Origin of the sequence: Halomonas halophila (genome assembly GCF_030406665.1) — a bacterium.
GTDB classification, from domain to species: domain Bacteria; phylum Pseudomonadota; class Gammaproteobacteria; order Pseudomonadales; family Halomonadaceae; genus Halomonas; species Halomonas halophila.
The window spans coordinates 1,376,522-1,398,716 of record NZ_CP129121.1; the positions used below are offsets into that span (position 1 = coordinate 1,376,522).

Consider the following 22,195-nt stretch of genomic DNA (forward strand, 5'->3'; position numbering starts at 1 on the left):
AAATCCCGCCTCGAAGGCGGGATTTCGTCGTTCTGGGCCGGGGAGCGGCGGATCAGAGCAGGAACAGCGTGGCCAGGCCCAGGAAGGACATGAAGCCCACCACGTCGGTGACCGTGGTCAGCACCACCGAGCCGGACAGGGCCGGGTCGATGCCGAAGCGCTTGAGCATCAGCGGGATGACGATGCCGGCGACGCCGGCGGCCAGCATGTTGATCACCAGGGCGGCGGCGATGATGATGCCGATGCCGACGCTGCCGAACCAGACGATCGCCAGTACCGCCACCACCAGCGCCCACAGCACGCCGTTGAGCACCGCGATGCCGACCTCCTTGCGCAGCAGCCAATTGCTGTTGGTGCGGCTGATCTGGCCGAGGGCCAGGCCTCGAATCGCCAGCGTCAGGGTCTGACTGCCGGCGATGCCGCCCATGCTGGCGACGATCGGCATCAGCACGGCCAGTGCCACCAGCTGATCCAGCGCCGCCTCGAAGCGGCCGATCACCCAGGCGGCCAGGAAGGCGGTCAGCAGGTTGATGCCGAGCCAAACGGCACGGCGTTTGGCGCTGGGCAGCACTGGAGCGAACAGGTCCTCTTCCTCGTCGAGGCCGGCCATGTTCATCAGCGCCTGCTCGGACTGCTCTCGAATCACGTCGACGATGTCGTCGATCACGATGCGGCCAAGCAGCAGGCCGCGGGCATCGACCACCGGCGCCGAGACCAGGTCGTGGGTCTGGAACAGGGTGGCGACGTCCTGGGCCTTCATGGTCACCTGGATGCTGTCCACGTCGCTGTCCATCAGGTCGGCCACGGCCTGCTCCTGATCGCTGGCCACCAGCCGGGCCAGCGGCAGCATGCCCATGAACAGGCCGTTGCGGTCGACCACCATCAGGCTGTCGGTGTTGTCGGGCACCTCCTGCTTCCAGCGCAGGAAGCGCTGTACCGTCTCCAGGCTGACGTCGCCACGCACGGCGATGGTGTCGGTACGCATCAGGCGCCCGGCGGAGTCCTCCTCGAAGGCCAGGGTCTCCTGCAGGCGCGCACGCTGCAGCTCGTCCATGGAGCGCAGCATGTCCTCGGCGACCTGCTGTGGCAGGTCCTCGAACAGCTCGGCCAGATCGGCGGTATCGAGCCCGGCGGTAGCGGCGACGATCTCGGCGTGGTCCATGTCGTCGATCAGGGTACTGCGCGCCTCGTCGTGGACGTGCAGCAGTACCTCGCCGTCGACCTCCTGGGGCACGCGCTCCCACAGCCGGATGCGCGCATCGAGCGGCAGCGACTCCAGCAGCAGGGCGACCTCGGCAGGTTCCAGGTCGGCGATCACGTCGTCGACCCACTCCAGGTGTTCCTTCTCCAGCGCCAGGTGAATGCGCGACAGGCGGTGTTCCAGCGTCTCGGTGGTTTCGGTCATGGCGTCTCCCTGGCGGGGCGATGGCCCCAGCGGTCTGTTCTGTCGCGGACATTCCGATGTCCGGTCAGTGAATCATACAAGAAGTGCCGGGCGGTCGTTGGTTTCCGAGTTCGTCGTGGCGATGCGGCTGCGCTATACTCGCGCCCCGATTTTCCGCCGCCGTCCCAGGAGTCGCCATGTATTCCCTCGCCCGTTCGCTGCTGTTCCGTCTCGATGCCGAGAAGGCCCATGGCCTGGCGCTGTCGGGGCTGGACCTGGCCGACCGCCTCGGCCTGGCGAAGACCCTGGGCGAGCGCGTCGATGATCCGGTGGAGCTGATGGGGCTGAGTTTCCCCAATCGGGTGGGCCTGGCCGCCGGGCTCGACAAGAACGCCGACCATCTGGACGCCCTGGGCGCGCTCGGCTTCGGTTTCGTCGAGGTCGGCACCGTGACGCCCAGGCCCCAGGACGGCAATCCGAAGCCGCGGCTGTTCCGCCTGCCCGAGGCCGGCGCCATCATCAACCGCATGGGCTTCAACAACGCCGGCGTCGACCACCTGATCGCCAACGTGAAGGCCAGCCGTTATCAGGGCGTGATCGGCATCAACATCGGCAAGAACCTGACCACGCCGGTGGAGCAGGCGGTGGACGACTACCTCCACTGCCTGAACAAGGTGCATGCCCACGCCCACTACATCACCGTGAACATCTCGTCGCCGAACACCCCGGGGCTTCGCAACCTGCAGTTCGGCGAGCATCTGGACGAGCTGCTCGGCACCCTGCGCGAGGCGGGCGACCGACTCGACCGCGACAGCGGGCGGCGCGTGCCCCTGGCGGTCAAGATCGCGCCGGACATGGAGGCCGAGGAGGTGGGCCTTGTGGCGCGCAGCCTCGAGGCCAATCGCATCGATGCGGTGATCGCCACCAATACCACCATCGCGCGAGAAGCGGTGGCAGGACTCGTCCACGGCGACGAGCAGGGCGGGCTGTCGGGGCGGCCGGTGTTCGAGGCCTCCAACACCGTGATTCGCGAGCTGCGTCGGCACCTGCCGGAGCTGCCGATCATCGGCGTGGGCGGCATCGACAGCGGCGAGGCGGCGATGGTCAAGCGCGAGGCGGGCGCGGATCTGGTGCAGCTGTATTCCGGCTTCATCTATCGCGGGCCGGGGCTGGTCGGGGAGTGCGCCCGGGCGCTGCGCGGCTGGCGTCGCTGAGCCCGGCGGATCGAGGCGCACTAAAAAGCCCACGCGAGGCGTGGGCTTGTGAGGTTCGTCAGGGTAACGAACGGCGATCCGCTCGAATGGAGGTCAGATCACCATGGGGTTCTTGTGAATACCGGAGATGCCCGTCATGCCGGACCACTGGTCTCCACGACCTTCACGCCAACCGCTCATCCAGTACTCGCGTAGATTGATATCCTGATTCGGACAGTCATCGCGGGAACGACCTGAGACACCCGCCTTGTACCCGTGAACATAGGCACGCTGGAAGCGATCACGTTTCTGTCGTTTCATTGGACTACCTCTTGCGAAAGGCACCGATGGCATACGACGCACAGGCGTCGCACCCGTTAAGCGAGGGCGTCGAAAATGGCGCGTCAGCGAATCGCGCCGACAGGTCCTTGCCCTCATGACAGGAATGCATGCGTTGTCTGGTAGCTACCAATTCATTCATAGCGCAACCTGGTCGATGCCGTCGACAGGTGATTTGTAACAAAGCGTACATTCAGGCGTCACGCGGGCGTGGCGGGCCTGATGCCACCCGATGGATTTCTCATGACCGAACGACGAGCTACCGACTCCCTGGCCTTCCTCGCCACCTGTCCCAAGGGGCTGGAACTGCTGGTGTCCGACGAGCTGGCCGCACTGGGCGCCACGCCCGGCAAGACGACCCTGGCCGGGGTGCACTTCCAGGCCGACCTCGAGACGGCCTACCGGGCCTGCCTGTGGTCGCGGCTGGCCAACCGGGTGGTGCTGTGCCTGGTGCGCGAGGAGGGCATCGAGACCCCCGACCAGCTGCGCGCGGCCACGGCCGGCGTGGCCTGGGGCGAGCACCTGCCGCGTGGCGCCACCCTGGCGGTGGACTTCCATGGCCGCTCCACCGAGATTCGCCACACCCGCTTCGGCGCCCAGACCGTCAAGGACGGCGTGGTCGATCGCCTGCAGGCCGACGGTCTGCCGCGGCCGAACGTCGACACCCGCCAGCCGGATCTGCGTCTCTACGCTCATCTGCATCGCGGTCGGCTGACCCTGGGCATCGACTTCGCCGGTGACAGCCTGCACCGGCGAGGCTATCGCCGCGACGTGGGGCACGCGCCGCTCAAGGAGAACCTGGCCGCCGCGCTGCTGATCCGCGCCGGCTGGCCCGAGCGGGCGCGCGAGGGCCAGCCGCTGGTCGACCCGCTGTGCGGCGCCGGCACCCTGCTGATCGAGGCGGCGATGATGGCCGCCGACATGGCGCCCAACCTCAACCGCGAGCGCTTCGGTTTCCAGGGCTGGGCCGGCCATGAGAAGGCCTGCTGGCAGGAGGTCAAGCGCGAGGCCGAGGCCCGGGCCAGCATCGGCCGCAAGCGCTGCCGCTGCCGGATCCACGGCTTCGACCAGAGTCCGCCGGCGCTGTCGTCGGCCAAGGCCAACGCCATGCGCGCCGGCATTCCGGCGCTGATCACCCTGAAGGGCGCCAGCCTCACCGAGCTCAAGCGCCCCGAGGATTTCGACCCCGAGGCGAAGGGCCTCGTGATCACCAACCCGCCCTACGGCGAGCGGCTCGGCGAGCTGCCGGAGCTGGTCGGCCTCTACGCCGATCTCGGCGAGCGGGCGCGCCAGGCCTTCCCGGGCTGGCGCCTGGCGCTGTTCACCGGCAATCCGGACCTCGGCCATCGCACCGGGCTGCGTGCCCACAAGCAGTATTCGCTGAAGAACGGCCCGCTGGACGCCAAGCTGCTGCTGATGGACGTGCCGGAGGATGCCCAGGACGCTGGCAAGGGCGAGCCCGCCGTGTCCGCTCCGCCGCCGCGCTCCGAGGGCGCGCAGATGTTCGCCAATCGCCTGACCAAGAACCGCAAGCGGCTGAAGAAGTGGCTCAAGCGCTCCGGCGAGACCTGCTACCGGCTGTATGACGCCGACATGCCGGAATATGCCCTGGCCATCGACGTCTACGGCGACCACGTGCACGTGCAGGAGTACGCGCCGCCGAAGTCGATCGATGCCGGTCAGGCCCAGAAACGCCTGTTCGAGGCGCTGGCGGTGATTCCGGAGGAGCTGGAGGTCGATGCCAGCCGGGTGGTGGTCAAGCGCCGCGAGCGCCAGAGCGGGCGCGCCCAGTACCAGAAGCAGGCCGCCAGCGGCGAGCGCTTCGAGGTCCGGGAAGGGGCGGCCCGGGTATGGGTGAACCTGCGCGACTACCTCGACACCGGGCTGTTCCTCGATCATCGTCCGGTGCGGCGCATGCTCGGCGAGATGGCACGGGGCAAGCGCTTCCTGAACCTGTTCTGCTACACCGCCACGGCCACCGTGCAGGCGGCCCTCGGCGGCGCCTCGGACAGCGTCAGCGTGGATCTGTCGAACACCTACCTCGACTGGGCCCGCGACAACTTCGCCCTGAACCGGCTCGATCCCTCGCGCCACCGCGTGGTCCGTGACGACTGCTTCCAGTGGCTGGAGACCGCCGGCGTCCACTTCGACCTGATCTTCATGGACCCGCCGACCTTCTCGAACTCGAAGAAGATGGCCGACACCCTGGACGTGCAGCGCGACCACGGCCGGCTGGTGCGCCTGGCCATGGCGCGTCTGGCGCCCGGCGGCACCCTGGTGTTCTCCAACAACCAGCGCCGCTTCAAGCTCGATGCCGAGCTGGCCGAGGCCTACGCGGTGGAGGAGATCTCGGCGAAGACCTTCGATCCGGACTTCTCGAGGCGCCCGGACCTGCACCATGTCTTCCTGATTCGTCACCGCGAGGAAGAGCAAACGTCATGAGACCTTCGACCCGCTCTCTACTCGGCACCCGGCGCCCGGACCTGCATCACGTCTTCCTGATTCGTCATCGTGAGGAAGGGCAAACGTCATGAGACCTTCGACCCGCTCTCTATTCGGCACCCGGCGCCCGGACCTGCACCACGTCTTCCTGATCCGCCACAAGGAGGGGGTCGCCGCGTCATGATCCATCTGACGCTCTACACCACGCTCGGCTGCCATCTGTGCGAGACGCTGGAGGCTGGACTTTCGCGCCTGGCCGGCGTCGAGGTTCGCCTGACGCGGGTCGAGATCAGCGAGGACGAGGCGCTGCTGGCGCGCTTCGGTGAGCGCATTCCGGTGCTGGTGGACGAGGCAGGGGCGGCGCTGGAAGGCGCCGCCTCCCCGGCGCGGCTGGCCGAGTGGCTGGCTGCGCGGGGCTGGCTGGACGACAGCGCCTGGCAGGCGATGCAGGGAGAAGCCGATGCACCGTCGGAGCCGGGTGGCGCGGTCAGGCGCCGGGGGCGTCGCTATCTCGGATAGGCGCTGAGGGGCGAGCCGAGGTTCAGGGAAGGGTCAGAGCTGGTCGAGCAGCGACAGCTGATTCACCGCATCGCGCCCTTCCGGGCTGTGGTCGTCGGCTTCCAGCACCTTGTGGAAGCCGCGCGAGGCCTGGATGGTGGCCTCGTCCTCGAGCCACATCATGGCCTGGCCGTGGTCGTCGGCGAGCTGGTGCTTGAGCCCGCCGAACTGGGTGCCGATCTGGCCCCAGGCGCGGCTGAAGATCCAGTCGCCGAACATGTCCTGATGGACATGTACCAGCACATAGTCATGGTCGGTTTCCCAGCGGACGATCACGGCGACTCCCGAGGTCGGCGGCGGCGCGACGCGCGCCGCTCGTGTAACATGACCTGTATTGTAAGGCCTTGTGTTCCATGGACAAGTCAAGCGGGAGGAAAGACCCATGAGAATCGTCGTCGATGCCAACGTGCCGGCCGCGGAGACCTGTTTCGGGCCGCTGGGCGAGGTGGTTCGGGTGCCCGGCCGCGAGATCGATGCCGACACGGTGCGCGACGCCGATGCGCTGGTGGTGCGCTCCATCACCCGCGTCGACGAGGCCCTGGTGGCCGGCTCCCGGCTGCGCTTCGTCGGCACCTGCACCATCGGCACCGACCACGTCGACCAGGCGGCGCTGGCCGCGCGCGACATCGGCTTCGCCAGCGCCCCGGGCTGCAACGCCGAGGCGGTGGTCGACTACGTGCTGACGAGTCTCGCGACCCTGGCCGAGCGTCAGGGCTTCTCGCTGCTCGAGCGCACGGTCGGTATCGTCGGGGTCGGCAACGTCGGCGGCCGACTGCGCGCGCGCCTAGAGGCCATGGGCATCGCCTGCCTGGCCTGCGACCCGCCCCGCGCCGAGGCAGAAGGCGACGATGGCTTCCATGAGCTGGACGCGCTGATCGATGCCTGCGACGTGCTGTGCCTGCACACGCCGCTGGTGCGCGATGGCCGCCATGTTACCCGTCACCTGCTCGACGCCCGTCGCATCGCCGAGCTGGCGCCGGGCACCGTCGTGCTCAACGCCGGGCGGGGCGACTGCCTGGACGGTCAGGCGCTGCGCTCGCGGCTCTCGGGGCAGGGCGACATCACCGCGCTGCTTGATGTCTGGGAGCACGAGCCCGGCATCGACGCCGCGCTGTGCGACCTGGCGGCGATCGCCACGCCGCATATCGCCGGCCACAGCCGCGACGGCAAGCTGCGTGGCACCCACGCCATCTACCAGGCGCTGACCCAGCGCTTCGGCCTGCCGGCGCGGCTGACCCTGGCGGACCTGTCGCCGACGCCGCCGCTGGCCTCGCTGACCCTCGACGGCGGCCTGTCGCTGGAGGAGGCGCTGCGGCTGTGCATGCGCGCGGTCTACGACGTGCGCCGCGACCACGATGCCCTGCACCGGGAGAGCCGCCGCCAGGGCATGGCGGTCGGCTTCGACGACTGCCGCGCGAATTACCCGCTGCGCCGGGAGTTCTCGACCCTGGCCATCGAGCTGCGCCCGGCGGCCGAGGCCCTGGCCGCGCCGCTCGCCGCCGCCGGTTTCCGGGTGGCGAGCGGTAAGGGGTAAGGAGGAAGGCGTGAGGAGAAGGGCATAAGCGCCGAGCGTCTGGTCGGCTCGCGTAACGTCCACAAGAAAGCCCCGCCGGCGTCAGCCGGCGGGGCTCTTGTTTGCAGGGAGGGAAGGTGGCGTTCGATGCTGCCCGAACGCCTTACCCCTCACTCCTCACCCGCCATCACTTACTGCCGGTAGGCCGCTTCCTTGAGCGCACGAATGCGATCATCCAGGGGCGGGTGGCTGGCGAACAGCCGCTCCATCAGCTTGCGGGTCTGGCCGGTGGTGATGGCGAACGCGGTCAGGGTGTCCGGCATCTGGTCGGCCATCTGGGTCTCGGCCTTGAGCCGGCCCAGGGCATTGATCATGGCGCCGCTGCCGGCCAGCCTGGCGCCCGCGGCGTCGGCGCGGTACTCGCGGAAGCGCGAGAACCAGGCGACGATGGCCGAGGCGATCAGGCCGAACACGATCTCGGCGACGATCACCACCGCGAAGTAGCCGAAGAAGCCCAGACCTTCGTTGTCATCCTTGCGCAGGAAGCTGTCGACCAGCTGGGCCACCACGCGGGCGAAGAACATCACGAAGGTGTTCAGCACACCCTGAACCAGCGCCAGGGTCACCATGTCGCCGTTGGCCACGTGGCCGATCTCGTGGGCCAGCACCGCCCGCACCTCTTCCGGGCGCATGCGGTTGAGCAGGCCGGCGGAGACCGCCACCAGGGCGTCGTCCTTGTTCCAGCCGGTGGCGAAGGCGTTGGACTGCTCGGCGGGGAAGATGCCCACTTCCGGCATCTTGATGCCGGCCTCGCGGGCCAGCTCGCCCACGGTGTCCAGCAGCCACTGCTCGGTGCTGTTGGAGGGCTGCTCGATGATCACCGTGCCGGTGGTGCGCTTGGCCATCCACTTGGAGATGAACAGCGACACCATGGAGCCGGCCATGCCGAAGATGAAGCAGAAGATCAGCAGGCTGTTGAAGTTGATGCCCTGGGCGGTGAGGTAGGGCTCCACGCCGAGCAGTCGCAGGGTGATGCTGGCCACCAGGATCACCGCCAGGTTGGTGCCCAGGAACAGCAGGATTCTCATCATTGCCGGAACTCTCCCATGAGGGTTGTCGTGCAGGCGCCGCGCCCGGGTGGGCGCGGCGAGTAGAAGCATCTGCTTAGATACGGACTTTCGTCGAGGGTTTCAAGCGCGGCGTCGCCGTGGGCTCACTGGCGGTAGCGCGACAGGAAGCGCGCGAAGCGATCCAGGGCGTCGTCGAGCTGCTCGGCCCAGGGCAGGGTGACGATGCGCACGTGGTCCGGCTCGGGCCAGTTGAAGGCCGTGCCCTGCACCAGCAGGATCTTTTCCTGCAGCAGCAGGTCGAGCACCAGCTGCTGGTCGTCCTGGATGTTGAATACCTTGGGGTCGAGACGCGGGAAGGCGTAGAGCGCGCCCTTGGCCTTGGTGCAGGACACGCCGGGAATGGCGTTCAGCTTTTCAAAGGTGATGTCGCGCTGGGCCAGCAGCCGGCCGCCGGGCAGCACCAGGTCGTTGATCGACTGGTAGCCGCCCAGCGCGGTCTGGATGGCGTGCTGGGCCGGCACGTTGGCGCACAGGCGCATCGAGGCCAGCATGTTGAGGCCCTGGATGTAGTCCTGGGCGCGCTGCTTGGCGATGCTGCCCGACAGCGTCATCCAGCCGCTGCGGAAGCCGGCGCAGCGATAGCTCTTGGACAGCCCGTTCATGGTCACCACCAGCTGGTCGTCGCCGGCCAGGGAGCCGGTGGAGACGTGCTCGATGCCGTCGTAGAGGATCTTGTCGTAGATCTCGTCGGAGAACACCACCAGGTTGTGCTCGTGGGCGATCGCCAGCAGCTCGCGCACCACCTCCGGCGGATAGACGGCGCCGGTGGGGTTGTTGGGGTTGATGATGACGATGGCCCGGGTGTGTTCCGTGACCTTCTTGCGGATGTCGTCGAGATCCGGTGCCCAGTCCGCCTGCTCGTCGCACAGGTAGTGCACGGCGCGGCCGCCGGAGAGGTTGGTGGCGGCGGTCCACAGCGGATAGTCCGGCGCCGGGATCAGCACCTCGTCGCCGTCGTTGAGCAGCGCCTGGAGCGAGATGGTGATCAGCTCGGAGACCCCGTTGCCGACGAACACGTCCTCGACGCCGACGCCGGGAATGCCCTTGCGCTGGCACTCCTGCATGATCGCCTTGCGCGCCGAGTAGAGCCCCTTGGAATCGCAGTAGCCCTGAGCGGTGGGCAGGTTGCGCATCACGTCCTGGAGGATCTCCTCCGGGGCCTCGAAGCCGAACGGCGCGGGGTTGCCGATGTTCAGCTTGAGGATGCGCTGGCCTTCCTCTTCCAGGCGTTTGGCGTGGTCGAGCACCGGGCCGCGGATGTCGTAGCAGACGTTTTCGAGCTTGTGCGATTTCCTGAGCGAGGCAGTGTCCATGGGGTCGAATCCAGTGGTGTCCAGGGCCGCCGGTCGGCGGGGTGATCGTCTTTGGGATAAGAAGAATCGTCAGTGTGGCTCAGCCGGCCGCTTCGTCGTCGGCGCTGGCGGAGGCGGAGGCATCCGGGGTCTCTTCGGGCGGAGCCGCCGGAATGTCGTCCGGGGTCTCGAGGCTCACGCGGCCGAGCTTGCCGTCGCGCAGCTCGTGCAGCAGGACCTCGGCGCCGCGGTGCAGATCGACCTCGCCGCCGGCGCGCAGGCCGCCGCGCTTGCTGGCGATGGTGGAGAGCAGGGCGTGGCCGTCGAAGCCGGCCTCGGCCAGCAGATCGAGCTGGGCGTCGCCGTCGGCCTCGACCCGGTCGGCGTCCGGATGCCCCTCGTAGGGAGGCAGTGCCTTCAGCTTGTAGCGGGCGGAGAACGCCTCGGGATAGCGCTTGGCCAGCTCGGCGGCGGCCACCACGGCCACGTCGACGTAGTCGATGGCGGTGTCGCGGATCGCCCCGCTGGCGGCCAGTCGATAGGCGCTGGCCTGATCCTCGATCTTCGGCCACAGCACTCCGGGGGTGTCGATCAGCGCCACCTGGCCGTTGATGCGCACCTTCTGCTGGCGCTTGGTGACCGCCGGCTCGTTGCCGGTCTTGGCGATGGTGCGTCCGGCCAGGCCGTTGATCAGCGTCGACTTGCCGACGTTGGGAATGCCCATGACCATCACCCGCACGTCGCGGTCGGCGCGCACCTGGCCGGCCAGCTCGTGGCACAGCTTGGGAATGCGCTTGAGCTCGCGCGACTGGGTGGTGGTCACCGCCAGCGCCCGGGTGTCGGGCTGGGCGTCGAAATGGGCCGTCCATTCCTTGGTGCGCACCGGGTCGGCCAGATCGGCCCGAGAGAGGATCTTGAGCACCGGCTTGTGGCGAGTGAGTTCCGCCAGCATGGGGTTGGCGCTGGAGTAGGGCAGACGGGCGTCGAGCACCTCGATCACCACGTCGATCTCCGGCAGCGCCTCGAGAATCTGCCGGCGCGCCTTGTTCATGTGTCCCGGGTACCAGCCGAGCATCATCCCTCTCCTGCTACTAAATGAAACGGCCGACCATCATAGCAGATGGCCGGCCGCTGCAGGGTGGGGGAAGACTCTATTCGCCGGGGTGGAAGTCGATGGCCACCGAGTTGATGCAGTAGCGCTGGCCGGTGGTCTCCTGCGGGCCGTCGGGGAAGACGTGGCCGAGGTGGGCATCGCAGCGGGCGCAGATCACCTCGACGCGCTGCATGCCGTGGCTGGAGTCCGCCTGCTGTTCCACGCAGCCGCTGGCCAGGGGGCGGTCGAAGCTCGGCCAGCCGCAGCCGGCGTTGAACTTGTGCTCGTTCTCGAACAGCGGCGCGTGGCAGCACACGCAGTGATAGATGCCGTGTTCGTCGGTGGTTCCGTAGTCGCCCGAGAAGGGGCGTTCGGTGCCTTTCTCTCGGGTCACGTGATACTGCTCGGGGGTGAGCTGTTCACGCCATTCGGCCTCGCTCTTCTCTACCTTCTTGCGCATGGCCTCTACTCCTCGGTTGCGTCGCCAGGTGCGTGCACCTCATTGTGACATCAAGACACGACGTTTTTTCCAGCTCGATCGTTAACGCTAGATCGTCGGGCCACTCCCGCGCTTGACACTTTCCCGTCGTGTCAGTACTATACGCGCCATCTCGACGAGGCGAGACACAGCGTCCCATTCGTCTAGTGGTCCAGGACACCGCCCTTTCACGGCGGTAACAGGGGTTCGAACCCCCTATGGGACGCCACTCTTCTCGATGAGATACCGGAGCGCGGGAATAGCTCAGTGGTAGAGCATCGCCTTGCCAAGGCGAGGGTCGCGAGTTCGAATCTCGTTTCCCGCTCCAATGCGTCCCATTCGTCTAGTGGTCCAGGACACCGCCCTTTCACGGCGGTAACAGGGGTTCGAACCCCCTATGGGACACCACTTCCGGTGTTTGACAATGCGAAAGCTGCGGGAATAGCTCAGTGGTAGAGCATCGCCTTGCCAAGGCGAGGGTCGCGAGTTCGAATCTCGTTTCCCGCTCCATGCGTCCCATTCGTCTAGTGGTCCAGGACACCGCCCTTTCACGGCGGTAACAGGGGTTCGAACCCCCTATGGGACGCCACTTCGCAGTGTCACCAGGTTTAAGCGGGAATAGCTCAGTGGTAGAGCATCGCCTTGCCAAGGCGAGGGTCGCGAGTTCGAATCTCGTTTCCCGCTCCATTTGCTCATAGAGCAATGATTGCGTCCCATTCGTCTAGTGGCCTAGGACACCGCCCTTTCACGGCGGTAACAGGGGTTCGAACCCCCTATGGGACGCCACTACGTAGTACCTCCTTCCAAGCGGGAATAGCTCAGTGGTAGAGCATCGCCTTGCCAAGGCGAGGGTCGCGAGTTCGAATCTCGTTTCCCGCTCCATTCGAAGGTTTCTCTCCACCGGTCAGGCCAAGGCTCGCGTCACGAGCTGGAACGCCAGCCCGGTCGATCTCATTTCCCGCTCCAGATTGTCTTAAGCACTTCTCTGATCACCGGTCCGGCCTGATGCGCCTGTCCGGGATGTCGTGTTGGTGCCCTGGCGTCTTTCCTCGCCATGCCGCAAGCGCATGCTTTCTGCAAAGCCACCCGACTCGTTCGCCCGCGATTGAATTTGGCGGAATCGTCCCCATGATAGTGGGCCTTCGACGACATTCACCCAAGTACACAGGACTGCTCATGGCCGAACCGGCGCTGTCCATTCGTGGCCTGACCAAGGTCTACGGCAATGGCTTCCAAGCCCTCAAGGGCATCGACCTCGATGTCGAGCAGGGCGACTTCTACGCCCTGCTGGGCCCCAACGGTGCGGGCAAGTCCACCACCCTCGGGGTGGTCTGTTCGCTGGTGCAGAAGACGGCCGGCAAGGTCTCGATCTTCGGCATCGACATCGACAAGGACTTCGCCAAGGCGAAGTATCATCTCGGCGTGGTGCCCCAGGAATTCAACTTCAACCAGTTCGAGAAGGTCATCGACATCGTGCTGGCCCAGGCCGGCTACTACGGCATGTCGCGCCGCGAGGCCCTGCCGCGCGCCGAGGAGCTGCTGCGCGACCTGGGGCTGTGGGACAAGCGCAACGGCAGCGCCCGCATGCTCTCCGGCGGCATGAAGCGCCGGCTGATGATCGCCCGCGCCCTGATGCACCGCCCCAAGCTGCTGATCCTCGACGAGCCGACCGCCGGGGTCGACATCGAACTGCGCCGCAGCATGTGGGAGTACATGCGTCGCATCAACGAGAAGGAAGGCACCACCATCATTCTCACCACCCACTACCTGGAAGAGGCCGAAAGCCTGTGCCGGCGCGTGGGCATTATCAACCACGGCGAGATCATCCGTGACACCAGCGTGCGCGACCTGCTCGCCGAGCTGGACACCGAGACCTTCCTGCTCGACCTGGCGCATCCGCTCGAGGAAGCGCCCGCCATCGACGGCTTCGACGTGCGCAAGTCCGACGACGCCCAGCTGGCGGTGATGGTCCATCGCGGCCAGCGCCTGAACGACGTCTTCGACGCCCTGGGTCAGCAGGGCATCGAAGTGGTCTCGATGCGCAACCGCGCTAACCGACTCGAGGAAATGTTCGTCTCCATGGTGGAAGAGGGGCAGAAATCCGCTAAATCCGACCAGGAGGCCCGTTCATGAACGCCACCCAGATCGCCATTGCCCTCTGGACGCTGGTGTCCAAGGAGATCCGCCGCTTCACCCGGATCTGGCCGCAGACGCTGCTGCCGCCGTCGATCACCATGACCATGTACTTCATCATCTTCGGCAACCTGATCGGATCGCGCATTGGGGCCATGGATGGCTACAGCTACATGGACTTCATCGTGCCCGGCCTGATCATGATGGCGGTGATCACCAACAGCTACTCCAACGTCGCCTCGAGCTTCTTCTCCAACAAGTTCCAGCGCAGCGTCGAGGAGATGATGGTCTCGCCGATGCCCAACTGGGTCATCCTCGCCGGCTTCGTGCTGGGCGGCATGGCGCGCGGCCTGGGCGTGGGCGTCATCGTCACCTTCGTGTCGCTGTTCTTCACCCGCATCGACGTGGCCCATCCGCTGTTGACCATCGTGGTGGTGGTGCTGACCGCGGCGCTGTTCGCCATCGGCGGCTTCATCAACGCGCTGCTGGGCAAGAAGTTCGACGACATCTCCATCGTGCCGACCTTCGTGCTGACGCCGCTGACCTACCTGGGCGGGGTGTTCTACTCGATCTCGCTGCTGCCGGCCTTCTGGCAGGGCGCCTCGATGCTCAACCCGATCCTCTACATGGTCAACGTCTTCCGATACGGCTTCCTGGGCGTCTCCGACATCCCCGTGGGCTGGGCCCTGACCGCCATCCTCGGCTTCATCGTGGTACTGTTCGGCATCGCCCTGTGGATGCTCAACAACGGCAAGGGCATCAGGAGTTGACCATGGCACACCAACGACCCGAGACGCTCGCAGAGGCCCCGCTGGGCCGCGAGTCCGCCTACCCGGAGCACTACGACGCCGGGCTGCTGTACCCGATTGCCCGCGCCGCCAACCGCGCGCCGCTGGGCATCGAGGAGGGCGCGCTGCCGTTCGTCGGCGAGGACGAATGGCACGCCTTCGAGGTCTCCTGGCTCAATGCCCGCGGCAAGCCCATCGTCGCCGTGGCGCGCTTCCGGCTGCCGGCCGAGTCGCCGCGGCTGATCGAGTCCAAGTCGTGGAAGCTCTACCTCAACAGCTTCAACCAGACCCGCCTGGCCTCGCAGGACGAGGCCCGGGCGATCATGGAGCGCGACCTCTCCGCCGCGGCCGGCGCGCCGGTGGCCGTGGAGCTGTTCGGCGTCGACGACGCGGCGCTCGCCCCGCGCCGCCTGCCGGGGGAGTGCATCGACGAGCGTGACATCGAGGTCGAGGACTACACGCCCAGCGCCGAGCATCTGGCCACCGGCGACGAGATCGTCGAGGAAACGCTGCATTCGCACCTGCTCAAGTCCAACTGCCCGGTCACCGGCCAGCCCGACTGGGGCAGCGTGATGATCCGCTACCGCGGGCCGCGCCTCGATCGCGACGGCCTGCTGCGCTACCTGATCGGCTATCGCCAGCATCAGGACTTCCATGAGCACTGCGTCGAGCACATCTTCATGGACCTGATGGAACGGGCGAAGCCTGAGCGGCTGCTGGTGCTGGCGCGCTACGTGCGCCGCGGCGGCCTCGACATCAGCCCCTGGCGCGGCACCCCCGGGGAGCAGCCGCCGACGCCGCTTCGTCTGGCGAGACAGTAGGGCTTTTCCGCCACCAGACTCGGCACGACAGCCATCGAGCGGCTTGATAGAGTATCGAGAACCTTTCTCGTCTGACCTCGGCAAGGAGACACCGATGGATGCGATGACGCTGCTGCAACAACGCAGCTCCATGGGCAAGCTGATGGCCCCGGCCCCCAACGCGGAACAGCTCGAGGCGATGTACCGGGCCGCGCTGCGTGCTCCGGACCACAAGGAGCTCCGGCCCTGGCGCTTCATCGAGTTCTCGGGCGACGGGCTCGACCGCCTCGGCGAGCTGTTCGCCGAGGCCGAGCGGGTCGAGAACCCCGATGCCCCGGAGGCCGTGCTCGAGGGCGCGCGCAAGAAGCCCAGGCGCGCACCGATGATCATCGCCGTGGTCGCCAGGGTCACCCCGGACGAGCCCAAGGTGCCGCGGGTCGAGCAGGTGATCTCCGCCGGCTGCGCCGCCCACGGCCTGCTGCTGGCCGCGCACGCCCAGTGCCTGGGCGCCATGTGGCGCACCGGCAAGTACGCCTTCGACGCCACCGTGCGCGAAGGGCTCGGCCTGGCCGGGCAGGACGAGCTGGTCGGCTTCCTCTATCTGGGGCAGATCGGCGGCCGCCACCGCCCGGTGCCCGAGCACGACCTCGACGCCTTCGTCGAGCGCTGGAGCTGAGCATGCGCGAGCTCGGCGTTCCCCATCCGCGCCTGCCGCTGCCGTCGGCGGGCGGGGAAGACGATCCGGCGGCCTTCCTGGCCTGGCTGCGCGAAGCCATCCCGATGGTCGAGCATCTCGGTATCGAGGCCATGCGGCGCGACGGCGAGGCGCTGGAATGGCGGCTCGCCATCGCCCCGAGCCTCAACGACAAGGGCACCGGCTTCGGCGGTGCCCTGACCGCCCAGACCACGCTGCTCGGCTGGTGCTGGGCCACGCTCTGGCTGCGGCGTCACGGTGTTGAGCGCGACGTGGTGGTGGCCGAGGCCAGTCAGCGCTTCCTGGCGCCGGTGACCGGCGACTATCGGCTGGTCTGCACGCCGGAGAGCGATGACGGCCCGGCGCGCCTCGAGGAGCGTCTGGCGGAGCGGGGCAGGGGGCGCATCGCCCTGGTGCAGCGCCTGTACTGCGGCGAGACCCTGTGCCTCGAGGCCCGCGGCGACTACGCCGTGCGCCCGGCAGGCTGAGCCACCGGGCCCGATCTGCAAGAAATCGAAAAAACCACTTGCGTACACGGACTTAAGTGGATAATATACGCCCCGTTCTCGAGGCAAAGGCAGCAAGCCAAACGGTTCGAGAGCCAAAATGCGGAGGGGTGTCCGAGTGGTCGAAGGAGCACGCCTGGAAAGTGTGTAAGTCGAAAGGCTTCGAGGGTTCGAATCCCTCCCCCTCCGCCAAGAATTCTAAAAAAGCCGCTGAGCCATCAGCGGCTTTTTTGTGTTTGTGTCCCTCCTCATCCCCCGCTTTTGCCCATCGGCGTCGCTCCGATGCCCGGTCCCGGAATCGCCCCGGATCTCCTGAACACTTTCAGGTTCAATGTCGCCGTTCGTCCTCCATGGATGACAGGTCATGCTTGGGCCGATCTGAAACTGCTCGGCAACGCGGTCCAGTCGAGGCAGGCGGTTTGACCTTTGGGTCGCACAAGGGTTCTAGGCTAAAAGTTTCATGGAAACCATGGCCGAAGCGCCTGGCCATGAATGCCACGCGCGCGAATGCCTGTCAGGCACTGAAGGAGGTGAATGCCCATGAACAGCGTCTCATCGGCGTCTTCCGCACCGCACAAGACGGCCCGTGTCTACCGTATGAAGACGGACGAGCACCTGTGTCCGTTTGGCCTGAAGACCGTGGATCTGCTCAAGCGCAAGGGCTATCGGGTCGAGGATCACCCCCTCGCCTCGCGGGACGCGATCGAGGAATTCAAGGAGCAGGCCGGTGTCGATACCACGCCCCAGGTTTACATCGGCGAGGAGCGCGTAGGAGGCTATGAGGAGGTTCGCGCCCACCTGGGAATGAGCGTGCCCGGCGAGAAGGAGACCACCTATCAGCCGGTCATCGCCATCTTCGCGATTTCCTTGCTGATCGGCCTGGCGGTGAGCTGGGCGGCCAGTGGCACTCTGGTATCGCCACGCATGCCCGAGTATGCGGTTGCCACCGCCATGGTGCTGCTGGGGCTCCAGAAGCTGCAGGATGTCGAAAGCTTCAGCACCATGTTCCTCAACTATGACCTGCTCGCCCAGCGCCATGTCCCTTACGGCTACGTCTACCCCTTCGCTGAGGCCCTGGCCGGTATCCTGATGCTGGCAGGCGCCCTGATCTGGCTCGCGGCGCCACTGGCGCTGTTCATTGGCACGGTAGGGGCCGTGTCGGTCTTCAAGGCCGTCTACATTGACAAGCGGGAGCTCAAGTGCGCCTGCGTGGGCGGCAACAGCAACGTGCCCCTGGGCTTCGTCTCCTTGACCGAGAACCTGGTCATGATGGGGATGGGGCTCTGGATGCCGCTGAAACAGCTCATCCTGTGAATGATACGTAGGCGGATGGCCGAGTCCTCGGATCGTACACCCGAATACCAAGAGGCTAACCCGACGCCGGCGGGCGCGGTTGCCGCGGGCGCGAAGGCATGATCGGGGCCGGCAGCTTCGCCCTGAGCGGCCGGGTGACACCGAGCTTCGGCGTGCTTCAGGCTTCGCCGAGCTGGAGCGACTACCCGGAGATCAACCGTGCCCCTGGGGGTACCTGATATCGAAGCTCATGGCACGGGCCGGGCGGTGGCTGCTGGCCGGCGGGCCGGTCCGGATACCAGATGCGGCACTCACCGGGCGGTGGCTGGTGGCCGCTGGGCACAGGGGTTCCGTACCGGTGATAGTCATCTCCGCGATGTCGATCCTCGTATCCTCCATAGCCACCGTATCCGTCTGCGTACGCCACGCAGCCGGCCAATGTTCCCAGCAGCCCCAGTGCGGCGCCAATCCTCGCGATTCCGATCATGACGTCCTCGGTGGGGAAGTGAAGCGACGGTCATTCTAGCCACCGTGGCAGGCAGGGCTGGCTCTCCACGGGTTCTTTCACGATATTGCCTCCAGCTGTTGCCTTTTTGCCACAGGGGCATCCCGGCAATGTCGGTTAACTTGCAGGTGACACTTGCCGCCGCACATCGCCGGGAGAGTTACCATGCGTTTTCCTCATATGCTGCTGTTCATCATTGCCCTGGCGAGCCTGGTGGGATGCAGCTATCAGCCTGCCCGGATCAGCTCGGTGCCGGCCATCATCATCGATGACGATGTCTACCACCGTGATCGCGACTGGGAAGACCGTGACTGGGATGACGATGACCGCTGGGAGCGAAGGAGAGAGTGGGAACGGGAGCGTCTCGAGGAGGCGTACGAACGCCGGGAGGAGCGTCGTGAGCGTGAACGTGAGCGTGAACGTGAGCGCTGGGAGGAGGCCAGGGAGCGTCAAAGAGAGCGCTGGGAAGAGGCGCACGAGCGATGGGATTGACCGCGCTTGCGCGATGACGGCTGGGGCGGCTGACTGGCTAAGGGAGGTCCGGTGCCGCCGTTGAGCCTCCGGTTTGCCTGTTTGGCCCCTCCATGAGTAGCCTTTCCGTATCCGGCCTGCCGGCGCCTCCGAGGCTCATGCTGCATGATCCTGCGCGTTTCCTTCCCGAATATCCTGCTGTCGTGCGGCCTGCGCCCGATGCTGGCGGCCATGGTGCTGCTGTTCTTGCTCTCCACCGGCGCCATGGCGTCGTCGGGGCCGCCGCCGAGCATCGAGAGCGTCGCCATGCTGGCCGATCCGGGAGGGCAGTGGCAGGCAAAGGAGCTGGCCGGCCGGGAGGATGCCTTCCGGCCGGTCGAGACCAGGGCTGATCTGAGCATCGGCTACACCGGCCATCCGGTGTGGCTGCGCTTGCGGGTCTCGGGCGGGGCGCATGGCGCGAGCGAGGCCGTGCTGCGCTTCGTCTATCCGTTGCTGGAGCACGTCTCGCTCTATCGGGTCCAGGGCGGCGCGATCGCGGAGGTGTGGCAGAGCGGGCTGGTGGTGCCGCCCGAGCGGCGGGCGGTGGCGCACCGCTTGCCCGCCTTTCCGCTGAATCTCGAGGCCGGCGAGACCGCCACGCTGCTGGCGAGAGTGGAAAGCGCCGGTAGCATGGCGCTCGGCGTCGAGCTGCTGAGCCTCGAAGCCTTCCGGGTCGCCAACGACCGGGAGATGTTCTGGCTCTCCGCCTACGTCGGCCTGCTGGTGGCGCTGGGCGCCTATAACCTGCTGCTGTTCGTCGGGCTCCAGGAGCGCGTGTTCCTGCTCTATGCGCTGTTCGTCGGCAGCTTCTGCGTGGCGGTCATCACCGCCAACGGCCTCGGGCCATTGCTGCTGTGGAGCGGGCTGGGCGAGGCGACGGTTCGCTTCGTCACCTTAGGCTTCACGCTCTCGGCGGCGCTGGGCACGCTCTTCGCCCAGCAGTTCCTGCGTACCCGGCATTTCGCGCCGCGCTGGCACCGGGCCCTGCGCTGGCTGCTGGTGGCATGCCTGGCGGGCGTGGTCGGCGCCGGCCTTCTGCCGCGCCGCGGGGCCCTGCAGCTGATGGACGTGGTCGGGCTGGTGACCTGCCTGTCGCTGCTGGCCTGTGCCGTCACCTGTGCCTACCGCCGCGTGCCGGGCGCCAGGCTGTTCGTGCTGGCCTGGGCCTTCCTGCTGGTGGGCGCGTCGATCTTCGCCCTGCGCAATCTCGGCATCATTCCCTCGAACGCCTTCACGCTGTACGGCATCCAGGCGGGATCGGCGCTGGAGATGCTGCTGCTGTCCTTCGCGCTGGCGGCGCGCTTCAATACGCTCAAGCGCCAGAAGGAGAAGGCCCAGGCGCAGCTGGTGGCATCGCTGAAGACCCAGGAATCGATCCTCGAGAAGCGCGTCGCCGAGCGCACCGCGGAGCTCGAGGAGATGGCCCGCCAGGACACCCTGACCGGGCTGTTGAACCGCACCGGACTGGCCGATCGCGCGGCGGCGGCCTGGGGGCGCCGCGAGAAGAACGGCAGCCCGTTGGCGGTGCTGATGCTGGATCTCGACGACTTCAAGCCGATCAACGACCGCTTCGGCCACGCCACGGGCGACAGCGTCATCCAGGTCATCGCCGGGCGGCTGCGCCACCAGATACGCCAGCACGACCACTGCGCCCGCATCGGCGGCGACGAGTTCCTGGTGCTGTGTGAGGACCTGAGCGGCCTCGAGGAGGTCGAGGCGCTGAAGCAGCGCCTGGATGCTGCGATCCGCCAGCCGGTCCGGCTCTCGGACGACACGGCGATCCGGGTGGGCGTCAGCATCGGGATCGGCTTCGATGCCTCCGGCACCCAGGACCTCGAGTCGCTGATGCGCCGCGCGGACGCGGCGATGTATGCCAGCAAGCGTGACGAGCGGCGGCGCGCCGAAGGCTCGTGATGGCCGGCCGGGGAAAGCGATGCTTAACGAGCGTGGTCCGAGAGGCCGATCAGTCGGTCGGTGCGCTGGGCGCTGAGCCGCTGGATCAGCCGCCGCAGTCGACGTCGTTGTCGCCAGGACGCGAGGCGCTTGGTGTCCCAGCTCGCCGGCGTCAGGGCACACTGATCCCCGCGATCCTCGAGCCGGAAACGCCGCTCGGCGCCGACCGGCATGTCCTCTGGCCCGTAGATGCCGATGAGTCGGATCGTCAGGCTGTGCAGCACCAGATCATCCGCCGGGCGATGGCCGGCCATCTCGATGCCCTCCAGCTCGGCGATGCTGTGGATCAGCCCGGAAAAGGTGCCGATGTGCAGGAAATCGCCCGAGTCCAGCGGCCCCTGTCGGGTGTCATGCCGCCCGGCACTCGGGTCGTGGCGCCGCTCGGGGGGAGCCCCGTCGTGCGTGGTCGTGTTGCCCCGCGTCTCGTCACCTTCGCTGTACTGCTGCTCGCGGTCGGTCACGTCTACGGTGATGGTGCCCCGCGAGGTCTCGAGGTCGGCGACGATGTACTCGAGGAAGATCGATTCGGCGCTCATGTTGCTGATGATGCACAGGGCATCGATGTCGCGTTTCTTGCCGCGGTTGATCAACAGCCTAGGGCGCCGCTGTCGGCGAAAGCCCCAGTAGAGCAGCTGCGCATACACCAGCCAGATGGCCAGCGTGACCAGGTTGATGAAGACGACCAGCACGTCCCGGTGCTGCGCTAACCATTCGAACATGACGTTCCCTGTCGTTGCCTCGCGGATCGCTCCCCAGCCTAAAGCAAAAGCCCCGGCGCTGTCCTGGCGGCGGTGGGCGCTCGGGGTTCTGGCGGACCCTGGCGTCCTCGGAGCGTCGCGTTTCTGTTAGTGATTTCTTACGTCCGGCGGCGTCGATGCCATGCGGCCGGAAGCCGGGAGGCGCGTCATGATGGAGTCATGGCGTGCACCCGGCCACCAGGGCCCGGGTCAGGTCGGGCCATGGACGGCCCGTGCATGCCAGGGACTCGGTGAGCGCCCGGCGGTACCCGTACCCCCTGCGGGCAGCCGCCAAGTCTCATTGTTACGACGTGATCGAGACGTCACTTTTCCCTGCTTGGCCCCCCTCGTGGGGGCATTTTTTGGCGTGGACCACGTTTGGGGGTGAGCCGCACGCCGTGTCGCCGGCGCTATGCCCCGGTGCGGCGGCCGGCTGGCGGGGAGGGCAGATGCTCCACCCACTCCAGGGCGTCGGGCTTGTGGCGGTGGGTGAAGGTGCGGATCTCCATCGACTTGAACAGATGATTCTCCAGCCGCGTCAGGTGGCGCACCCAGTGCCTGTCGCTGAGCACCGCGGCGCGATAGTAGCGGTTGAGATCGCCGATCTGGGTCAGGCCGTAGCCGAGGTCGCGCAGGAAGGCGGTGAAGGTCATCCAGCGCATCTCGTCGATCTCGGCGTAGAGGCTGATACGGGGCTGGGTCTTCTTGGTCGCCTCGATGGCATCGATGGCCACCTGAAGGTCCGGCGCGGTGACGCGGCCGCTGACCTTCATCGCCACCACGTGATCGGCCCCCGAGGGCAGGAGTTCAAGCATGATCGGGCCTCCCTGGCTCTGGCTGGGATGGTCGTG

General features: G+C 66.9%; 21 protein-coding genes and 9 tRNA genes. 21 read left to right on the forward strand and 9 right to left on the reverse strand.

Going from position 1 to position 22,195, the window contains the following annotated elements; translation table 11 throughout:
* Positions 1-52 precede the first annotated feature (52 nt).
* Entirely contained in the window at positions 53-1,405 is a 1,353-nt protein-coding gene (gene mgtE / locus QWG60_RS06300) for a magnesium transporter (RefSeq protein ID WP_046080081.1), read from the reverse strand.
* Between the two features lie 176 nt (positions 1,406-1,581).
* Between mgtE and QWG60_RS06305 the strand changes: the two genes are divergently transcribed.
* On the forward strand, positions 1,582-2,598 hold the full coding sequence (locus QWG60_RS06305; protein ID WP_107180847.1) for a quinone-dependent dihydroorotate dehydrogenase: 1,017 nt from the start codon (positions 1,582-1,584) through the stop codon (positions 2,596-2,598).
* A gap of 93 nt (positions 2,599-2,691) precedes the next feature.
* On the opposite strand, the gene rmf is transcribed toward QWG60_RS06305, so the two are convergent.
* Positions 2,692-2,898, reverse strand: a complete 207-nt coding sequence (rmf, locus tag QWG60_RS06310; protein WP_081945816.1) for a ribosome modulation factor — start codon at positions 2,896-2,898, stop codon at positions 2,692-2,694.
* 261 nt (positions 2,899-3,159) lie between these two features.
* On the opposite strand from rmf, the gene rlmKL reads away from it, so the two are divergent.
* Entirely contained in the window at positions 3,160-5,358 is a 2,199-nt protein-coding gene (rlmKL, locus tag QWG60_RS06315) for a bifunctional 23S rRNA (guanine(2069)-N(7))-methyltransferase RlmK/23S rRNA (guanine(2445)-N(2))-methyltransferase RlmL (protein WP_146908173.1), read from the forward strand.
* A 180-nt stretch (positions 5,359-5,538) separates the two neighbouring features.
* Positions 5,539-5,877 (forward strand): glutaredoxin family protein, encoded by a 339-nt coding sequence (locus QWG60_RS06320; protein ID WP_107180845.1) that lies wholly within the window; start codon positions 5,539-5,541, stop codon positions 5,875-5,877.
* Between the two features lie 33 nt (positions 5,878-5,910).
* Here QWG60_RS06320 and QWG60_RS06325 read toward each other — a convergent pair whose 3' ends face one another.
* Complete coding sequence (locus tag QWG60_RS06325) at positions 5,911-6,192, reverse strand: hypothetical protein (RefSeq protein ID WP_035595296.1); 282 nt, start codon at positions 6,190-6,192, stop codon at positions 5,911-5,913.
* 106 nt (positions 6,193-6,298) lie between these two features.
* On the opposite strand from QWG60_RS06325, the gene pdxB reads away from it, so the two are divergent.
* The gene (gene pdxB / locus QWG60_RS06330; protein WP_146908175.1) at positions 6,299-7,450 is read left to right on the forward strand and encodes a 4-phosphoerythronate dehydrogenase PdxB; all 1,152 of its coding nucleotides are present in this window, start codon (positions 6,299-6,301) and stop codon (positions 7,448-7,450) included.
* Between the two features lie 170 nt (positions 7,451-7,620).
* On the opposite strand, the gene htpX is transcribed toward pdxB, so the two are convergent.
* The 4 genes from htpX to msrB all read right to left on the reverse strand — a co-directional run bounded on the left by htpX (position 7,621) and on the right by msrB (position 11,404).
* Positions 7,621-8,520 (reverse strand): protease HtpX, encoded by a 900-nt coding sequence (gene htpX / locus QWG60_RS06335; RefSeq protein WP_035595301.1) that lies wholly within the window; start codon positions 8,518-8,520, stop codon positions 7,621-7,623.
* 122 nt (positions 8,521-8,642) lie between these two features.
* Positions 8,643-9,872, reverse strand: a complete 1,230-nt coding sequence (locus tag QWG60_RS06340; protein ID WP_146908177.1) for a pyridoxal phosphate-dependent aminotransferase — start codon at positions 9,870-9,872, stop codon at positions 8,643-8,645.
* A gap of 79 nt (positions 9,873-9,951) precedes the next feature.
* A complete protein-coding gene (gene ylqF / locus QWG60_RS06345) occupies positions 9,952-10,926 on the reverse strand; it encodes a ribosome biogenesis GTPase YlqF (protein ID WP_146908180.1) in 975 nt (324 codons plus the stop codon).
* 76 nt (positions 10,927-11,002) lie between these two features.
* Positions 11,003-11,404, reverse strand: coding sequence for a peptide-methionine (R)-S-oxide reductase MsrB (msrB, locus tag QWG60_RS06350; RefSeq protein WP_146908182.1), 402 nt, complete (start codon positions 11,402-11,404; stop codon positions 11,003-11,005).
* A gap of 171 nt (positions 11,405-11,575) precedes the next feature.
* Between msrB and QWG60_RS06355 the strand changes: the two genes are divergently transcribed.
* The 17 genes from QWG60_RS06355 to QWG60_RS06435 all read left to right on the forward strand — a co-directional run bounded on the left by QWG60_RS06355 (position 11,576) and on the right by QWG60_RS06435 (position 20,568).
* A tRNA-Glu gene (locus QWG60_RS06355) sits at positions 11,576-11,651 on the forward strand.
* Between the two features lie 24 nt (positions 11,652-11,675).
* Positions 11,676-11,750, forward strand: a tRNA-Gly gene (locus tag QWG60_RS06360).
* 4 nt (positions 11,751-11,754) lie between these two features.
* A tRNA-Glu gene (locus QWG60_RS06365) sits at positions 11,755-11,830 on the forward strand.
* Between the two features lie 27 nt (positions 11,831-11,857).
* Positions 11,858-11,932 (forward strand) — tRNA-Gly (locus QWG60_RS06370).
* Positions 11,933-11,935: 3 nt separating this feature from the next.
* Positions 11,936-12,011: transfer RNA gene (locus tag QWG60_RS06375), tRNA-Glu, on the forward strand.
* Between the two features lie 23 nt (positions 12,012-12,034).
* Positions 12,035-12,109 (forward strand) — tRNA-Gly (locus tag QWG60_RS06380).
* Positions 12,110-12,132: 23 nt separating this feature from the next.
* Positions 12,133-12,208: transfer RNA gene (locus tag QWG60_RS06385), tRNA-Glu, on the forward strand.
* 21 nt (positions 12,209-12,229) lie between these two features.
* Positions 12,230-12,304 (forward strand) — tRNA-Gly (locus QWG60_RS06390).
* A 294-nt stretch (positions 12,305-12,598) separates the two neighbouring features.
* The gene (locus QWG60_RS06395) at positions 12,599-13,555 is read left to right on the forward strand and encodes an ABC transporter ATP-binding protein (protein WP_046080090.1); all 957 of its coding nucleotides are present in this window, start codon (positions 12,599-12,601) and stop codon (positions 13,553-13,555) included.
* Entirely contained in the window at positions 13,552-14,325 is a 774-nt protein-coding gene (locus tag QWG60_RS06400; protein ID WP_107180842.1) for an ABC transporter permease, read from the forward strand. Before QWG60_RS06395 ends, QWG60_RS06400 begins: the two co-directional genes overlap by 4 nt.
* 2 nt (positions 14,326-14,327) lie before the next feature.
* The gene (queF, locus tag QWG60_RS06405; RefSeq protein WP_046080092.1) at positions 14,328-15,164 is read left to right on the forward strand and encodes an NADPH-dependent 7-cyano-7-deazaguanine reductase QueF; all 837 of its coding nucleotides are present in this window, start codon (positions 14,328-14,330) and stop codon (positions 15,162-15,164) included.
* Positions 15,165-15,258: 94 nt separating this feature from the next.
* Entirely contained in the window at positions 15,259-15,819 is a 561-nt protein-coding gene (locus QWG60_RS06410) for a nitroreductase family protein (protein ID WP_107180841.1), read from the forward strand.
* A gap of 2 nt (positions 15,820-15,821) precedes the next feature.
* The gene (locus QWG60_RS06415; protein ID WP_046080094.1) at positions 15,822-16,325 is read left to right on the forward strand and encodes a YiiD C-terminal domain-containing protein; all 504 of its coding nucleotides are present in this window, start codon (positions 15,822-15,824) and stop codon (positions 16,323-16,325) included.
* A 122-nt stretch (positions 16,326-16,447) separates the two neighbouring features.
* Positions 16,448-16,535: transfer RNA gene (locus QWG60_RS06420), tRNA-Ser, on the forward strand.
* 342 nt (positions 16,536-16,877) lie between these two features.
* On the forward strand, positions 16,878-17,657 hold the full coding sequence (locus QWG60_RS06425) for a glutaredoxin (protein ID WP_046080108.1): 780 nt from the start codon (positions 16,878-16,880) through the stop codon (positions 17,655-17,657).
* Positions 17,658-18,306: 649 nt separating this feature from the next.
* Positions 18,307-18,633 (forward strand): hypothetical protein, encoded by a 327-nt coding sequence (locus QWG60_RS06430; protein ID WP_146909564.1) that lies wholly within the window; start codon positions 18,307-18,309, stop codon positions 18,631-18,633.
* A 144-nt stretch (positions 18,634-18,777) separates the two neighbouring features.
* Entirely contained in the window at positions 18,778-20,568 is a 1,791-nt protein-coding gene (locus QWG60_RS06435) for a diguanylate cyclase (RefSeq protein WP_146909566.1), read from the forward strand.
* A gap of 23 nt (positions 20,569-20,591) precedes the next feature.
* Here QWG60_RS06435 and QWG60_RS06440 read toward each other — a convergent pair whose 3' ends face one another.
* Together QWG60_RS06440 and QWG60_RS06445 are read right to left on the reverse strand one after the other, a co-directional pair.
* Positions 20,592-21,326 (reverse strand): hypothetical protein, encoded by a 735-nt coding sequence (locus QWG60_RS06440; RefSeq protein WP_046080112.1) that lies wholly within the window; start codon positions 21,324-21,326, stop codon positions 20,592-20,594.
* Between the two features lie 428 nt (positions 21,327-21,754).
* On the reverse strand, positions 21,755-22,159 hold the full coding sequence (locus tag QWG60_RS06445) for a SpoIIAA family protein (RefSeq protein ID WP_046080113.1): 405 nt from the start codon (positions 22,157-22,159) through the stop codon (positions 21,755-21,757).
* Positions 22,160-22,195: the final 36 nt, after the last annotated feature.

What these genes read in the sequence shown, in the direction of transcription:
- QWG60_RS06410 (WP_107180841.1), top strand. Translation starts at nt 15,259, where the DNA reads ATGGATGCGATGACGCTGCTGCAACAACGCAGCTCCATGGGCAAGCTG.
- ylqF (WP_146908180.1), bottom strand. Translation starts at nt 10,926, where the DNA reads ATGCTCGGCTGGTACCCGGGACACATGAACAAGGCGCGCCGGCAGATT.
- msrB (WP_146908182.1), bottom strand. Translation starts at nt 11,404, where the DNA reads ATGCGCAAGAAGGTAGAGAAGAGCGAGGCCGAATGGCGTGAACAGCTC.
- queF (WP_046080092.1), top strand. Translation starts at nt 14,328, where the DNA reads ATGGCACACCAACGACCCGAGACGCTCGCAGAGGCCCCGCTGGGCCGC.
- pdxB (WP_146908175.1), top strand. Translation starts at nt 6,299, where the DNA reads ATGAGAATCGTCGTCGATGCCAACGTGCCGGCCGCGGAGACCTGTTTC.
- rlmKL (WP_146908173.1), top strand. Translation starts at nt 3,160, where the DNA reads ATGACCGAACGACGAGCTACCGACTCCCTGGCCTTCCTCGCCACCTGT.
- QWG60_RS06415 (WP_046080094.1), top strand. Translation starts at nt 15,822, where the DNA reads ATGCGCGAGCTCGGCGTTCCCCATCCGCGCCTGCCGCTGCCGTCGGCG.
- QWG60_RS06340 (WP_146908177.1), bottom strand. Translation starts at nt 9,872, where the DNA reads ATGGACACTGCCTCGCTCAGGAAATCGCACAAGCTCGAAAACGTCTGC.
- QWG60_RS06320 (WP_107180845.1), top strand. Translation starts at nt 5,539, where the DNA reads ATGATCCATCTGACGCTCTACACCACGCTCGGCTGCCATCTGTGCGAG.
- QWG60_RS06435 (WP_146909566.1), top strand. Translation starts at nt 18,778, where the DNA reads ATGATCCTGCGCGTTTCCTTCCCGAATATCCTGCTGTCGTGCGGCCTG.
- QWG60_RS06305 (WP_107180847.1), top strand. Translation starts at nt 1,582, where the DNA reads ATGTATTCCCTCGCCCGTTCGCTGCTGTTCCGTCTCGATGCCGAGAAG.
- QWG60_RS06440 (WP_046080112.1), bottom strand. Translation starts at nt 21,326, where the DNA reads ATGTTCGAATGGTTAGCGCAGCACCGGGACGTGCTGGTCGTCTTCATC.
- QWG60_RS06425 (WP_046080108.1), top strand. Translation starts at nt 16,878, where the DNA reads ATGCCCATGAACAGCGTCTCATCGGCGTCTTCCGCACCGCACAAGACG.
- QWG60_RS06395 (WP_046080090.1), top strand. Translation starts at nt 12,599, where the DNA reads ATGGCCGAACCGGCGCTGTCCATTCGTGGCCTGACCAAGGTCTACGGC.
- QWG60_RS06445 (WP_046080113.1), bottom strand. Translation starts at nt 22,159, where the DNA reads ATGCTTGAACTCCTGCCCTCGGGGGCCGATCACGTGGTGGCGATGAAG.
- QWG60_RS06400 (WP_107180842.1), top strand. Translation starts at nt 13,552, where the DNA reads ATGAACGCCACCCAGATCGCCATTGCCCTCTGGACGCTGGTGTCCAAG.
- mgtE (WP_046080081.1), bottom strand. Translation starts at nt 1,405, where the DNA reads ATGACCGAAACCACCGAGACGCTGGAACACCGCCTGTCGCGCATTCAC.
- rmf (WP_081945816.1), bottom strand. Translation starts at nt 2,898, where the DNA reads ATGAAACGACAGAAACGTGATCGCTTCCAGCGTGCCTATGTTCACGGG.
- htpX (WP_035595301.1), bottom strand. Translation starts at nt 8,520, where the DNA reads ATGATGAGAATCCTGCTGTTCCTGGGCACCAACCTGGCGGTGATCCTG.
- QWG60_RS06430 (WP_146909564.1), top strand. Translation starts at nt 18,307, where the DNA reads ATGCGTTTTCCTCATATGCTGCTGTTCATCATTGCCCTGGCGAGCCTG.